At 63.3% G+C, this 13,742-nt stretch carries 14 protein-coding genes; 4 read left to right on the top strand and 10 right to left on the bottom strand.

The window, feature by feature from the left end:
• Positions 1-4: 4 nt before the first annotated feature.
• The gene (fliE, locus tag ACX1DW_RS03270) at positions 5-334 is read right to left on the bottom strand and encodes a flagellar hook-basal body complex protein FliE (RefSeq protein WP_063539861.1); all 330 of its coding nucleotides are present in this window, start codon (positions 332-334) and stop codon (positions 5-7) included.
• Positions 335-576: 242 nt separating this feature from the next.
• Between fliE and ACX1DW_RS03265 the strand changes: the two genes are divergently transcribed.
• Positions 577-1,764 (top strand): benzoate/H(+) symporter BenE family transporter, encoded by a 1,188-nt coding sequence (locus ACX1DW_RS03265; protein ID WP_458992776.1) that lies wholly within the window; start codon positions 577-579, stop codon positions 1,762-1,764.
• A gap of 45 nt (positions 1,765-1,809) precedes the next feature.
• On the opposite strand, the gene ACX1DW_RS03260 is transcribed toward ACX1DW_RS03265, so the two are convergent.
• Entirely contained in the window at positions 1,810-2,571 is a 762-nt protein-coding gene (locus ACX1DW_RS03260) for an SDR family oxidoreductase (RefSeq protein WP_084904154.1), read from the bottom strand.
• A 219-nt stretch (positions 2,572-2,790) separates the two neighbouring features.
• Between ACX1DW_RS03260 and ACX1DW_RS03255 the strand changes: the two genes are divergently transcribed.
• Positions 2,791-3,795 (top strand): NADP-dependent oxidoreductase, encoded by a 1,005-nt coding sequence (locus ACX1DW_RS03255; protein WP_458992775.1) that lies wholly within the window; start codon positions 2,791-2,793, stop codon positions 3,793-3,795.
• Positions 3,796-3,858: 63 nt separating this feature from the next.
• Here ACX1DW_RS03255 and pyrF read toward each other — a convergent pair whose 3' ends face one another.
• A complete protein-coding gene (gene pyrF, locus ACX1DW_RS03250) occupies positions 3,859-4,554 on the bottom strand; it encodes an orotidine-5'-phosphate decarboxylase (protein WP_458992774.1) in 696 nt (231 codons plus the stop codon).
• Positions 4,555-4,721: 167 nt separating this feature from the next.
• Between pyrF and ACX1DW_RS03245 the strand changes: the two genes are divergently transcribed.
• Entirely contained in the window at positions 4,722-4,889 is a 168-nt protein-coding gene (locus ACX1DW_RS03245; RefSeq protein WP_011913707.1) for a DUF2897 family protein, read from the top strand.
• A 118-nt stretch (positions 4,890-5,007) separates the two neighbouring features.
• Positions 5,008-7,575, top strand: coding sequence for a bifunctional diguanylate cyclase/phosphodiesterase (locus tag ACX1DW_RS03240; RefSeq protein WP_458992773.1), 2,568 nt, complete (start codon positions 5,008-5,010; stop codon positions 7,573-7,575).
• 19 nt (positions 7,576-7,594) lie between these two features.
• Here the strand turns inward: ACX1DW_RS03240 and ACX1DW_RS03235 are convergent, their stop codons facing one another.
• The 7 genes from ACX1DW_RS03235 to ACX1DW_RS03205 form a co-directional block, all read right to left on the bottom strand.
• On the bottom strand, positions 7,595-8,101 hold the full coding sequence (locus ACX1DW_RS03235; RefSeq protein WP_200595436.1) for a hypothetical protein: 507 nt from the start codon (positions 8,099-8,101) through the stop codon (positions 7,595-7,597).
• 36 nt (positions 8,102-8,137) lie between these two features.
• On the bottom strand, positions 8,138-9,568 hold the full coding sequence (locus tag ACX1DW_RS03230; protein ID WP_458992772.1) for an aminotransferase-like domain-containing protein: 1,431 nt from the start codon (positions 9,566-9,568) through the stop codon (positions 8,138-8,140).
• Between the two features lie 110 nt (positions 9,569-9,678).
• Positions 9,679-10,458 carry an OmpA family protein gene (locus ACX1DW_RS03225; protein WP_411912485.1) on the bottom strand — a complete coding sequence of 260 codons (780 nt, stop codon included), beginning with the start codon at positions 10,456-10,458 and terminating at the stop codon, positions 9,679-9,681.
• A gap of 14 nt (positions 10,459-10,472) precedes the next feature.
• Complete coding sequence (locus tag ACX1DW_RS03220; protein WP_458992771.1) at positions 10,473-10,829, bottom strand: DUF4398 domain-containing protein; 357 nt, start codon at positions 10,827-10,829, stop codon at positions 10,473-10,475.
• Between the two features lie 8 nt (positions 10,830-10,837).
• Entirely contained in the window at positions 10,838-11,662 is an 825-nt protein-coding gene (locus tag ACX1DW_RS03215) for a substrate-binding periplasmic protein (protein ID WP_458992770.1), read from the bottom strand.
• Between the two features lie 123 nt (positions 11,663-11,785).
• On the bottom strand, positions 11,786-12,715 hold the full coding sequence (locus tag ACX1DW_RS03210) for an electron transfer flavoprotein subunit alpha/FixB family protein (protein WP_102840181.1): 930 nt from the start codon (positions 12,713-12,715) through the stop codon (positions 11,786-11,788).
• Positions 12,716-13,465 (bottom strand): electron transfer flavoprotein subunit beta/FixA family protein, encoded by a 750-nt coding sequence (locus ACX1DW_RS03205; RefSeq protein WP_003299612.1) that lies wholly within the window; start codon positions 13,463-13,465, stop codon positions 12,716-12,718.
• Positions 13,466-13,742: the final 277 nt, after the last annotated feature.

Below are 13,742 nucleotides of genomic sequence, written 5' to 3'. Positions count from 1 at the left end.
CGCCTCACACCGGCATCTGCATGATGTCTTGGTAGGCCTGAACCAGTTTGTTACGTACCTGGGTCATGGCCTGAAAGGAAACGCTGGCCTTTTGCGAGGCGATCATCACTTCGGTCAGGTCAACGCCGCCCTGCCCCATCTCGAAGGCTGACGCGAGCTGGCTCGAAGCCTGCTGGGTTTCGTGTACCTTGTTCACCGCCTGGCCGAGCATGTCGGAAAAGCTCGGCGCGCCGACCTCCTGGGTCTGCACCTCCGGCTTGGTGCGCGCCATGGCATCGGTCTGCATGGCCCGCATTTCCAGCATCAAGCGATTGAATTGGACACCCTGACTCATCTAATCCTCCAACAGCCGCGGTTTTTTTGACGCATCGCGGCGAGCACTGACTAGATAGCAACAAGGGTGCCAGAACCCCATGCGCCATTCCGCGTGGCGATGGGTTGCATGGACACGGGCGATGACTGTTACGCCCAATGCGCCCGTGGCTGTATCGGGACGCCCGCCAGCACAGCCCAATAGGCTAGCGACGAGCCGGATGGCAGCACCCCTTCGCAATCTCGATAAATAGAAGAGCAAGAATGAATGAAACCAGCCGCATCGCCCTGCGCCCTCTGAGCGACAGCTCGCCCTCCACCGTCGTTGCCGGCTTCGTCGCCATGCTCACCGGCTATACCAGCTCGCTGGTGCTGATGTTCCAGGCAGGCCAGGCGGCCGGGCTGAGCGAGGCGCAGATCTCGTCATGGATCTGGGCACTGTCGATCGGCATGGCCATCTGCAGCATCGGCCTGTCGCTGCGCTATCGAACGCCAGTGGTGGTCGCCTGGTCGACGCCGGGCGCGGCGCTGCTGATTACCAGCCTGCCTGGGGTTCCCTATGCCGAAGCCATTGGCGCGTTCATTTTCGCCTCGGTGCTGATCGCATTGAGCGGCCTGACTGGCAGCTTCGATCGCCTGATGCGTCGAGTGCCGGCTTCCCTGGCCGCCGCTCTGCTGGCTGGGGTGCTGTTCAATATCGGCAGCGAAATATTCCGCGCCGTTGGCGTTCAACCGGTGCTCGTGCTCGGGATGTTCTTCACTTACCTGCTGGCCAAGCGGATGCAGCCGCGCTTCGCCGTACTGGCCGCCCTGGTAGTCGGCTGCCTGATCGCCGGCGTCTCTGGCCTGCTGGATTTCCAGCGCTTCAGCCTGCAGGTAGCCGTGCCGGTGTGGACCACGCCGGCGTTTTCCTTCGCCGCCATCTTCAGCATCGGCATTCCGCTGTTCGTCATCGCCATGGCCTCGCAGAACATGCCGGGGCTGGCCGTGCTGCGCGCCGAAGGCTATCAGGTGCCGGCCTCCCCGCTGATCTCCACGACCGGCATCGCCTCGGTATTACTGGCCCCGTTCGGCTCCCATGGCATCCACCTGGCAGCAATCACCATGGCCATCTGTGCCGGCCCCGAAGCACATCCCGATCCACAAAAACGCTACACCGCCGCGGCCTGGTGCGGCGTGTTCTACGGCATTGCCGGCATCTTCGGCGCGACGCTGGCGGCATTGTTCGCGGCGTTTCCGGCGGCGCTGGTGTTGTCCATCGCGGCGCTTGCCCTGCTCGGCTCGATCGGCTCAGGGCTGACCCAGGCGATGCAGCAGCCCGACGAGCGGGAGGCGGCGCTGATCACCTTTATGGTCACGGCTTCGGGACTGACGCTGTTTGGCATCGGAGCTGCGTTGTGGGGGTTGATTGCAGGGGTAATCGCCCTGCTGATTCTACGCCGCCGCAGCTGAGCGGCGCAGAATAAAGGGTGCCTTGGCGAGACACCGGGCGCGCCCTCAGATCGCCGTCGCCCCACCATCCACTGCCAGGGCGTGGCCCGTGGTGAACGCGGCGCCGTCGCTGCACAGATAGAGCACAGCCGCGGCGATCTCCTCCTCCTTGCCGATGCGCCCGACCGGGTGCATGGCGGCCGCGAACTCCGCCTTGCGCGGGTCCGCCTCGTAGGCGCGGCGGAACATGTCGGTATCGATCACGGCCGGGCAGACGGCGTTCACGCGAATCTGCTTCTTGGCGTACTCGATCGCCGCCGACTTGGTCAGGCCGATCACCGCATGCTTGGACGCGGCGTAGATGCTCATCTTCGGCGCAGCGCCGAGCCCGGCGACCGATGCGGTATTGACGATCGCGCCGCCGCCCTGGGCCAGCATCACCGGCAGCTGATGCTTCATGCACAGCCAGACGCCCTTGACGTTGACGCCCATGATCGCGTCGAACTCCGCCTCGCTGCCTTCGGCCAGACGGCCCTGCTCGATCTCGATGCCGGCGTTGTTGAACGCGTAATCGAGCCGGCCGAACTGAGCCAGCGTCTGCTCGATCAGCTCCTTGACCTGCTCGTCGCGGGTCACATCACAACGAACGGCGATCGCCTCGCCACCGGCGGCGCGGATGGTTTCGGCACCGTCGCGGATACCCGCTTCGTCGATGTCCGCCAGCACCACCTTGAGGCCCTGCTGGGCGAAAGCCAGCGCGGTGGCGCGACCGATGCCGGCCGCCGCGCCCGTCACCAGGGCGACCTGGCCGGAGAATGTCATGCTCATGATTGTTCTTCCCGAAGATTTTCGACTCGCCTCGTGCCTTTGAAATGACCACTGAAGGCGTCCCGGTCAGACTTATACCCTCATGCGCCCGCGTATTTCATCGCCGCCGCGGTCATATCACCGAACTGGATGCCAGTGCATTCCAGCGCTCCGACGTTCCTTGCAGCTGTGCGCCGGGCGAGCTACACCAAACCTTTCGCATACACGAGGCAAACGTTCATGACCCTGCTCAACCAGCAATTTCTGCTCGCTCAGCGACCCGTCGGCGCACCGACCCGGGATACCTTCGAGTTCGTCGAGAAACCGGTGGGCGAACCCGGGCCGAATCAGATTCTGGTCCAGGTCGAGTACCTCTCCATCGACCCGGCCATGCGTGGCTGGATGAACGACGCCAAGTCCTACATTCCGCCGGTGGGCATCGGCGAAGTCATGCGCGCGCTGGGCGTCGGCAAGGTGATCGCCTCGCAGCACCCGGATTACAAGGAGGGCGATTACGTCAACGGCGCCCTAGGCGTGCAGGCGTACTACCTCGGCGAGCCGAAGGGCTTCTACAAGGTCGACCCGCAGCAGGCACCGCTGCCGCGCTATCTGTCAGCGCTGGGCATGACCGGCATGACCGCCTACTTCGCACTGCTCTCGGTCGGCCAGCCCAAAGCCGGCGAGACCGTGGTGATCTCCGGGGCTGCGGGCGCGGTCGGCAGCATTGCCGGGCAGGTCGCGAAGATCAAAGGCTGCCGCGTGGTCGGTATCGCCGGCGGTGCGGACAAGTGCCGCTTCCTCACGGAAAAGCTCGGCTTCGATGGCGCCATCGATTACAAGAATGAAGACCTGGCGGCGGGCTTGAAGCGCGAATGCCCGAAAGGCGTGGACGTGTATTTCGACAACGTCGGCGGCGACATCCTCGACACCGTGCTGCAACGCATCAGCGTCGGCGCACGGGTGGTGATCTGCGGCGCCATCAGCCAGTACAACAACAAGGAGGCGGTCAAGGGCCCGTCCAACTACCTGTCGCTGCTGGTCAATCGCGCACGGATGGAAGGCATGGTGGTGACCGATTATGTGTCGCGCTACCCGGAAGCGATGCGCGATATGGCCGAGTGGCTCGCCAGCGGCCAACTGAAGAGCAAGGAAGACGTGATCGAGGGTCTGCAGACTTTCCCGGAAACGCTGATGAAGCTGTTCACCGGCGGCAACTTCGGCAAGCTTGTACTCAAGGTCAGCTAAACATAGACCCCGGAGGTTAAAAAGGCCGAGCCTGCATGGGGCTCAGCCTTTTTTCGTTTGCGCTTAACCCAGCTCGGCGACCACATTGGCCAGCGCGCTCGCCGGGTCCGCGGCCTGGCTGATGGGGCGACCGATCACCAGATAATCGGAGCCCGCCGCCATGGCCTGAGCCGGAGTCAGGATGCGGCGCTGATCGTTCTGGGCACTGCCGGCCGGCCGGATGCCCGGGGTGACCAGTTGCAGCTCCGGGAACTGCGCTTTCAGCGGCACAGCCTCCTGCGCCGAACAGACCAAGCCATCCAGGCCTGCCTGCGAGGCCAGACCGGCCAGACGCAGCACCTGCTCCTGCGGGGCGATATCCAGGCCGATGCCGGCGAGATCGGCCTGTTCCATGCTGGTCAGCACCGTGACGCCGATCAGCAGCGGCGCGGGCCCGGCCGTGCCAGCCAGGGTTTCGCGACAGGCTGCCATCATCCGCAGGCCACCAGAACAATGCACGTTGACCATCCACACGCCGAGCTCGGCGGCAGCTTTTACCGCCATGGCCGTGGTGTTAGGGATGTCGTGAAACTTGAGATCGAGGAACACTTCGAAACCCATCGTCTGCAACGACTCGACGATCGCAGGCCCGCAACGGGTGAACAGCTCCTTGCCGACCTTCACCCGACACAGCCGCGGATCGAGCTGCCTGGCCAATGCCAGTGCGGCATCGCGGGATGGGAAATCGAGCGCTACGATAATCGGAGTCTGGCAGGTCATGACACGTCCTCGGAAAAGTCGGCGCGCATTGTGGCAGAAAACGCATTGCGCGACGAAAGCCAAGCCTTACGGTCCAAGTAGATGTCGGCTTTTCAGGTCTCGGCGCTCCGACGTAAAGTGCAGGCCAATTGCCTACAAGTTATCGAACAACCACCTGGAGGGAACTCATGCCCTGGTATTTCTGGCTGATTCTGGTCGTCGCACTAGGCTCGATCGTCGGCAGCCTGTTGATGCTGCGTTCCACTGCCCGGAAAATTCCGCTGACCGACGAGCAGAAGAAGCGTATTGCTCAGCGCAATGCCGAAGCCGATGCGCAGGAGTCGCGCGATCGCTGACCGATGCTGAACGCAGCTGCCGGTTGGCTACCGGCTGACGTTTGCAGATGCCCGCCGGCCTCAATAGTGGCACTATGCCCATTTGCCGCGATCATGCAGTTCTGGCAGGACTCCTCTCATGCAATCCCCCCTCTCCGTTGACGGCCCGACCAAACCGAAGGCCAAGGCGATCTTTGCCCGCCGCATTCTCCCCGGCATGGTCGCGCTATTGGTGGCAGCGATCGTCGCGGCGGCCTTTGCCGTTATCCATATCGCCCGCGATATCGACCAGGATGCCCTGCAGCAGAGTCGTTTCCTGACTGGCAAGGCGCTACAGGCACAGCACGACTGGATGACTCGCTCCATCGTCGACTACGCCTTCTGGGGCGACGCCTACGTACACCTGAGCAAGCAGGTCGATGTTGATTGGGCTTATGCCCAGGCCAATCTCGGCCCCTCGCTGTACAAGGACTTCGGCTACGACGCAGTGCTGGTGATCACCCCGGCGGGCACTACCTCGTATGCGGTGATCCGGGGCAAGCTGCAGCCGGTGGATGCTTTCCAGTATCTGCAACACGGCTTGCCCGAACTGCTGGCACGGGCCCGTGAGGCAGCCGAAGACGACGCAGGCGCCTCGACCCTGCTCTGGGCTGAAGGGCAGCCTGCTCTAGTTGCCGCTGCCACGCTGACCACTGGCGGCACGAATATCGAAGAACACGAAGGACCGCCTTCCACTCTGGTCTTCGTCGATCTGCTCGACGCCGCACGACTGGAGGCAATCGGCGAGCAGTACGCCGTGCACAAACTGCAGCTGCTTGCCGACCCATCGGCCCAGGCTGGACCGATTATCAGCCAGGCGCTGGAGGATGGAACGCCCGTTCACCTCACCTGGACGGCGGCAAAGCCGGGGCGCCTGGTGCTTCTGGTCACCCTGCCCGTTCTCACCGCCGTGGCGCTCGGTCTTGGGCTGCTCGCCTGGCTGCTGGTACGCCATGCGCTGCGTGTCGTGCACCTGCTCGACGTCAGCTATGCACGGGTCGCCTCCAGCCGCAGTGCGCTGGCCGAGAGCGAGGAACGCTTCCGCGATGTGGCCGAAGCGGCCTCCGACTGGATCTGGGAAACCGACGAACAGGCCCGCCTGACCTTTCTCTCAAACCGCTTCCAGCAGATCACCGGCTACCAACCGAAGCAGTGGCTGGGCCGACCCCTGCTGGAGCTGCTGATCACCGACAGCGCCGCGCTGCAGAGCTGGCTCGAGGCGCCCCACAGCGCACCGCTGCGCAGCAGCTATCGCGCCGCTGATGGCTGCGAGCGCTATTGCCGGCTGGCTGCACGGACCATCCGGCACGATGGCAAGCTGCTCGGCTACCGCGGGACCGCCAGCGACGTCACCGAGGAGACCCGGGCACAGGCGCGGGTTCAATACCTGTCGCAGCATGACGCGCTGACCGGGCTGCCCAACCGCGCCCGGTTGCGCGATTACCTCGAACAGAACCTCGCGTCGCTGCGCAGCGGCTCGACCCTGACGCTGCTGTATATCGACCTCGACCGCTTCAAACCGGTGAACGACACCCTTGGCCATGCGGCGGGCGACGAGGTGCTGATCGGCGTCGCGTCACGTCTGCGCGAGCGCACCCGCGACGGCGACCTGGTGGCGCGCCTGGGTGGCGACGAGTTCGTCGTCGTGCTCCATCGCATGGGCGAGGACGACGATATCGATCGGCTGTGCAACCGCATCATCGATGCGCTGAGCGCTCCATTCACCTACGAGGATCAGCAAATCAGCATCGGCGCCAGCATTGGCGTGGCTCTGGCACCGAGCGACGCCAGCCAGGCCAACGAACTGTTGCGCTGTGCCGACATCGCTCTCTACCAGGCCAAGGACGCCGGCAGAGGCACATGGCGCGCCTACGGCCAGGAGATGGATCAGCGCCTGCATGAACGGCTGCGCCGCGAAGAGGAACTGCGCGTAGCGATCGCCGAACAGCAGCTTGAGGTGCATTATCAGCCGCGCTACCAGAGCCACGATCTGCACATCATCGGCGCTGAGGCACTGGTGCGCTGGGAACACCCACAGCGCGGCATGCTGCTGCCCGAGCAGTTCATCCCGCTGGCCGAGGAAACCGGGTTGATCATCCAACTCGGGCGCTGGGTGCTGCGCCAGGCCTGCCAGCAGGCGGCGCGCTGGCCGAGCAACACGGTGGTGTCGGTCAATCTCTCTCCGCTGCAGCTGCACGACGATCGTCTGCTGGAGGAAATCACCCAGGCTCTGGCTGACAATGGCCTTGCCGGCGATCGACTGGAACTGGAAGTGACCGAAAGCGCACTGCTGCGAGAAACCCAGAACACCCTGGAGCTGCTCAAGCGCATCAAGACGCTGGGTGTTCGCCTCGCGGTGGACGACTTCGGCACCGGCTATTCGTCGCTGACCACCTTGCGTCACTACCCCTTCGACGTGATCAAGATCGACAACAGCTTCGTCGCCGGCATCGGCCAGTCCATCGAAGATCATTCCATCGTCCGCGCCCTGATCGAGCTGGGCCGTGGCCTGCGGATGCGGGTGACAGCCGAGGGCGTGGAAACCGAAGAACAGCTGCGCCTGCTGACAGACGACGGCTGCACGGAGGTGCAAGGCTTCCACATGAGCCATCCATTGCCCGCCGAAGAGCTGCACAGGATGCTGTACACAGCAGAGCGCCAGCGCTAGTCGCGGCGCCCGGGTAGCTTCAGCGCTTGAGTTCGAACTGGATTTCAGCACCTTCGATCAGCGATTCGTCTTCGGCTTCGCCCGATATCAGGCGGCCGCCGATCTGCATCGATCGCGACGGTTCCCCCGTATCGAAAAGCGGTGGCAGAAGGCGGATGGATTCGCTGCTAGGCGCCGGTTTCAGCTCTTCGGCCAGTTCTTCCGGCAAGCGCAGATCAAGCACCGGCTCGACAAGCTCGACCTCGGCCGGCTTCTCCGGCTGCTTTGGCGGCGCAGGGCGCGATCGCGCGGCAGGCTGAGCTTCAGGCTCAGGAATGTCGATCTGTACAGGCGGCGGCTCAGCTTCCGCCGCCTGATTCACAGGCGCCACCTCGATCTCCAGATCAGGTGGCGCCTCTGTCGCGTCAACGGGCTCCGATATCGGCTGCTGCGGCGTTTGCGCTGCTCGTTCGGCTTCCCGAGCTTGCTCCTCGCGCTCGCATCCACTCAAGGCCAACAACAGCAACAAAAACAGCGGCCTCGACATCGGCATCATTCCTCGCAGCGACGGACTCAGGAGCGCCTATTGTGCGTCCCGGCACAGCTCCGACGCCAGTTGCCCGAGCGTGCGCAAGGCGCGCTCGGTCTCGTGGTTCCAGGGCAAACCGCAGTTGAGCCGTATGCAGTGATTGAACTGCTCGGTGTTGCTGAAGATCAGCCCCGGCGCAATGCTGATGCCCTGCGCCAGCGCCCGCACGTGCAGCTCCTGGGTATTGACCCGCACCGGCAGACTGACCCAGAGGATGAAGTTGCCCTTGGGCCGCGTCATCTGCGTGCCTTCCGGGAAATAGCGCTGCACCGCCAGCTGGAAGGCGCTGAGGTTCTTGCGATACTCCTGGCGGATCGCCCGCAGGTGCCGGTCATAGCCGCCATTCTCCAGGTACGCCGCCACGGCCATCTGCGTCACGCTGCAGGCCGAGTGTGTACTGAACGTCTGCAGGCGCTCGATCTCCGGTTGATGGCGACCAGCGATGACCCAACCGATACGCACGCCCGGCGACAGCGTCTTGGAAAAGCTCGAGCAGTAGATGACCCGCCCCTCCCGGTCATTGGACTTGAGCGCCTTGTACTGGTCCTGCTCGAACATCAACTCGCCGTAGATATCGTCCTCGACGATCTGGATGTCGAACCGTGCTGCCAGGCTCAGCAGCTGTTTCTGTCGATGGTCGGGCATGCTCACGCCCAGCGGATTGCTCAGCCGCGCCGTGAGCACCAGCGCCTTGATCGGCCATTGCCCGGCTGCCAGCTGCAGCGCCTCGAGGCTCATGCCGGTATCCGGATCGCTGGGAATTTCGATGACCTTGAGTCCCAGCAGGTCCGCCAGTTGCAGCAGGCCGTAATAGGTTGGCGATTCGGCGGCGATCAGATCACCGGGCCGGGTCAACACCCGCAGCGACATTTGCAGTGCATCGACGCAACCATGGGTAATGACAATCTCGCCGGGATCAACCACCACGCCGGCGTCGCGCATGCGGATCGCCACCTGACGACGCAACGGCTCGTAGCCGGGACTGAACATGTAGCTGAACGCCCGTGGGCTCTGGAAGCGCGTGACCTTGGCAAGTTGCTGGTGCAAAGCCCTGACCGGCAGATAATCCACATGCGGCACGGCGGCGCCCAGCGGAATCAGCCCTTCGCGACGGGACTCGCTGAGCACCTGGTTGATGATGCTGCTGCGCGTGACCAGCGTGGGTCGCTCGACCCGAGCGATATCGGGTGTCGGCGCGGTGAGGACCGGCGTCTGGTGGACATAGAAGCCGGACTGCGGACGCGCCCGGATCATGCCCTGATCTTCGAGATTGGCGTAGGCCTGGAGCACTGTCGCATGGCTGACGCTCAGCTGCCGGCTCATCTTGCGTACCGAAGGCACACGTTCGCCGGGTCGATACACCCCGCGCCGGATATCCTCGGCGAGCTGCTGGGCAATGCGCTGATAGAGCAACAGATTGGTCATCTCACCGGTCTCCCGCCAACTGAACCGTAACAGTAGCTCAGCGAAACACCAGCAGACCAATACAGTTGCGCAGCATGTGGGCGAAACAGTCCAGCCTCTAGCCCACGATTTCAGCGATCGGGCGCGAGATTACCTTCCCCGTCGGAAAACAGGATCTCGACCCGGCGATTCTGCGCACGGCCACGTGCCGAAGCGTTTTCCGCCAGCGGAAACTGCTCACCGTAACCGCGAACTTCGATACGCTCGGCGCTGATTCCCAGGCTCACCAACAGATCAGCCACCATCTGCGCCCGCGCGCGCGACAGTTCCAGATTCGCCTGCGGGTCGCCACGGCTGTCGCTATAACCCTCGATACGTACCTTGCGCTGCGGGTTGCGCTGCAGGAACTGGACGAGCTTGAGCAGGGTTCGGTTCGCCGTATGGCTCAGCTCCGCACTGTCCGGATTGAAAAGCACGTCACCGAGCGTCATGACCTGGCCACGGTCGGTCTCGCTCGCCGCCAGGCTCATCAGCTGGTCTTCGAGCCAGCGCCCCTGCTGTTCATCGGTCATCAGCCTGGCGTCCTGCAACATCCGCCGCAGTCGGTCCCGCTCCATTTCCAACCGCGCCACCCGCTCCTGCTGTTGCAGCAGCTTGCCCTGCAGCCCGGCGATCTCGCTGTAGCGTCGACTGAGATAGGCGTAATGGCGAGCATCCTCGGCACCGCCCCAATACTCTTTGAAGCGCTCGGATCGCTGCAGGGTTTCAACCGCGCGCTGCAAATCCTTTGGCGCACTGCGATGGACAGCAGGATCGGTCTCAATCCGCTGCAATGCGGCAGAGGCCGCGCCGATCTCCCTCTCGGTTTCCTGGCTTGCGCAGCCGACCAGCGCCAGCCCGGCCAGCAGCATTGCGAATCGCCCTGTCACCGTACGTCTCCTAACTGCTGCCGTAGACGCTGAATGCGCCGATTGAGATCGCCGACCTGCGCCTCACGCTGATCACTGAGCACGCGCAGCTCCGCCAGCCGGGCGTCCAGTTCGGCCTGCTCGGCCAACAGGCGCGCCTCACGGTTCTCGCCGACCTCAAGCGCCGAGCGGGCAGCAGCCAACTTGGCCTCGGCCTGCACCAGTTCCTCGTAGACCAGAGCGGTTTCGATCGAGCGGGCCTGGGCAACAGCCTCTTCCGTCAGGCGCAACTGCGCCACGGGAGCAGGGTCACTTGCACACCCCAGCAGAACCAGCAGCGGCAACGAAAGGGCACAGGGAAGTAGTCGTCTCACGGTGAATCCTATTTTTTCGAAGCGCTGCCACGGCCGGTCTGCTGGTTCTTCCACACCGTCAGGTTGTGCACCAGCAACTGCTCTGGCACGCCGGCGGCGCGCAATTCTGTCATTTTCCGCGCCAGTTGTCCGCGCAACCAGGGATCGTTGCACGCCGAATCATGGGAAATCGCCAAATGCATGTCACGGCCAACAACCGGAGGATCCAGGCGTTGCACCTTGTCCAGCAATCCCAGCGCGTCAGCCGCGGCAATCGTGCCGTAACGCTCATGCAACAGGTACTGGCGATCACCCTCGATCAACTGCCGCAGCCCCTGCTCGAGCCCGGGCGCCTGCTGCAATTGCAGATTTGCCTTGGCGAAGGCGTCGAACTCGCTGCCATAACGGCTGCCAGCGACAACCACGCCAGGATGACCTCGCAAGTCTTCGCGGCTGGAGTAGAAGAAACCGGGTTCATTACGCCCCCATGCGACGGTTTGCAGCTGGACGATGGCCGGATGTATGAAGTCCAGTTCTTCCAGTCGCTGGATGGTCAGCGTCGCATCGGCAAGAACATCCACGCGTCCACTGCGTACCTCATCGAGCGCCTTGGCGCGATCGCCGGTGTAGAGCAGCTCCAGCTTCAAGCCGAGTGACTCGGCGATCTGCCCCAGCAGATCGGCGTTGGCACCCACCAGGCGCTTGGGGTTCTGCGGATCGCGCCAGAGAAACGGCGGGTTGTCTGCCGCACCGGTTGCCACCAGGCGATCACATTTTCCCGCTGCCGTTGCCGTGAACGGCGCCGCCAGGGCCAGCGCGATCAACGCAGATTTCAACGCAAAGGCGAAACGCATGAATATCCTCTTAGTGCGGTAAAGCTGGTGCGAAACGGTTGCGCCGATGGTACACCGACGAGCCCACTGATCGCCCATGAAAAAACCCGCTACATGAGCGGGTTTCTTCAACAGCGATCAGCTTCAGACCAGCTTTTCCAGCTCCGGCACGATCTCGAACAGATCGCCCACCAGGCCGTAGTCGGCAACCTGGAAGATCGGCGCTTCCTCGTCCTTGTTGATCGCGACGATCACCTTGGAGTCCTTCATGCCGGCCAGGTGCTGGATGGCACCGGAGATACCGACGGCGATATACAGCTGCGGTGCAACGATCTTGCCGGTCTGGCCGACCTGCATGTCGTTCGGCACGAAGCCGGCGTCGACCGCGGCACGCGAGGCACCAACTGCCGCGCCGAGCTTGTCGGCCAGCGAGTACAGGTGCTTGAAGTTCTCGCCGTTCTGCATGCCGCGACCGCCGGAAACGACGATCTTGGCAGCGGTCAGCTCGGGACGATCCGACTTGGCCAGCTCTTCACCAACGAAAGCGGACTTGCCGGCATCGCCAGTACCGGAGACTTGCTCGACTGCAGCCGAGCCGCCGGTGGCATTCACCGCATCGAAGCCGGTGGCACGTACGGTGATGACCTTGATGGCAGCGCTGGACTGCACGGTAGCGATGGCGTTACCGGCATAGATCGGACGCTTGAAGGTATCGGCGCTTTCAACCGCGATGATCTCGGAGATCTGATCGACATCCAGTTGAGCGGCAACGCGCGGCAGGAAGTTCTTGCCGTTGGTGGTCGCTGCAGCCAGCACGTGGCTGTAGTTCTTCGCCAGGTCGGCGATCAGCGGCGCGACGTTTTCCGGCAGCTGATTGGCGTAAGCTGCGTCATCAGCGACCAGGACCTTGGCCACGCCTTCGATCTGCGCGGCTGCTTCGCCGATTGCACCGCAGCCGCTGCCGGCAACCAGTACGTGGATGTCACCACCAATGGCCTTGGCGGCGGCAACGGTGTTCAGGGTAGCGGCCGCGAGGACGGCATTATTGTGTTCAGCGATAACCAGGATAGTCATTTAGATTACCTTCGCCTCGTTCTTCAGTTTCTCGACCAGTTCAGCCACGGACTTGACCTTGATACCGGCGCTGCGGGCTGCCGGCGCTTCGACTTTCAGGGTCTTCACGGTGGAAGTGGTGGTGACACCCAGTGCATCCGGGGTCAGCGTTTCCAGCGGCTTCTTCTTGGCCTTCATGATGTTCGGCAGCGACGCGTAGCGCGGCTCGTTCAGACGCAGGTCGGTGGTGACGATCGCCGGCAGGTTCAGCGCGACGGTCTGCAGGCCGCCGTCGATCTCGCGGGTGACGTTGACCTTGTCGCCAGCCACTTCCACCTTGGAGGCGAAAGTGCCCTGGGCATAGCCGGTCAGCGCGCCGAGCATCTGGCCGGTCTGGTTGTTGTCGCTGTCGATCGCCTGCTTGCCGAGGATGACCAGCTGCGGCTGCTCCTTGTCGACCACGGCCTTGAGCAGCTTGGCAACCGCCAGGGAGTTCAGTTCGTCGTTGGACTCGACCAGCACGGCGCGGTCGGCGCCCAGCGCCAGCGCGGTGCGCAGCTGCTCCTGGGCAGCGGTCGGACCGATGGAGACGACAACGATTTCGCTCGCCACGCCTTTCTCTTTCAGGCGTACTGCCTCTTCCACGGCAATTTCGCAGAAGGGGTTCATCGACATCTTGACGTTGGCCAGGTCAACGCCGGAATTGTCCGCCTTGACGCGAACCTTGACGTTGTAATCGACCACTCGTTTGACAGCTACAAGAACCTTCATGGATTCCTCGTTACTCTCCGGTGAATAGAATTCCGCCGAGGCGAACCGAGCCTTGCTCGTGGCTTGGGTTTTGATAGCCGCTGCCCTGTTCGGCGAGTGCAAACCGTCCGTATCTTGACCGCAGGCCGCGGACGGGGTCAACAACGCATATGACCCGTCATAACGACGCGGTTCGGGCGATTCTAACAGGCTTCCAGAAAATTCAAACAAACGTTTGTATTGGACCGATTCGAGCGTCTATATATAATGCGCCGGCCCGGCTCGGTCAGGGGCCGAT

It is taken from the genome of Stutzerimonas sp. KH-1, assembly GCF_054483855.1.
Note: the sequence above shows the minus strand (reverse complement) of the source record. Positions and strands in the feature narration are given on the sequence as shown.

Coding starts and splice junctions, on each gene's coding strand:
- ACX1DW_RS03225 (WP_411912485.1), bottom strand. CDS start 10,458: ATGCTGCTGGCCGGGCTGGCGCTGGTCGGCTGCGCAAGCCAGGAAACC.
- ACX1DW_RS03210 (WP_102840181.1), bottom strand. CDS start 12,715: ATGACTATCCTGGTTATCGCTGAACACAATAATGCCGTCCTCGCGGCC.
- ACX1DW_RS03245 (WP_011913707.1), top strand. CDS start 4,722: ATGCCCTGGTATTTCTGGCTGATTCTGGTCGTCGCACTAGGCTCGATC.
- pyrF (WP_458992774.1), bottom strand. CDS start 4,554: ATGACCTGCCAGACTCCGATTATCGTAGCGCTCGATTTCCCATCCCGC.
- ACX1DW_RS03240 (WP_458992773.1), top strand. CDS start 5,008: ATGCAATCCCCCCTCTCCGTTGACGGCCCGACCAAACCGAAGGCCAAG.
- ACX1DW_RS03205 (WP_003299612.1), bottom strand. CDS start 13,465: ATGAAGGTTCTTGTAGCTGTCAAACGAGTGGTCGATTACAACGTCAAG.
- ACX1DW_RS03235 (WP_200595436.1), bottom strand. CDS start 8,101: ATGTCGAGGCCGCTGTTTTTGTTGCTGTTGTTGGCCTTGAGTGGATGC.
- ACX1DW_RS03265 (WP_458992776.1), top strand. CDS start 577: ATGAATGAAACCAGCCGCATCGCCCTGCGCCCTCTGAGCGACAGCTCG.
- ACX1DW_RS03255 (WP_458992775.1), top strand. CDS start 2,791: ATGACCCTGCTCAACCAGCAATTTCTGCTCGCTCAGCGACCCGTCGGC.
- ACX1DW_RS03260 (WP_084904154.1), bottom strand. CDS start 2,571: ATGAGCATGACATTCTCCGGCCAGGTCGCCCTGGTGACGGGCGCGGCG.
- fliE (WP_063539861.1), bottom strand. CDS start 334: ATGAGTCAGGGTGTCCAATTCAATCGCTTGATGCTGGAAATGCGGGCC.
- ACX1DW_RS03230 (WP_458992772.1), bottom strand. CDS start 9,568: ATGACCAATCTGTTGCTCTATCAGCGCATTGCCCAGCAGCTCGCCGAG.
- ACX1DW_RS03215 (WP_458992770.1), bottom strand. CDS start 11,662: ATGCGTTTCGCCTTTGCGTTGAAATCTGCGTTGATCGCGCTGGCCCTG.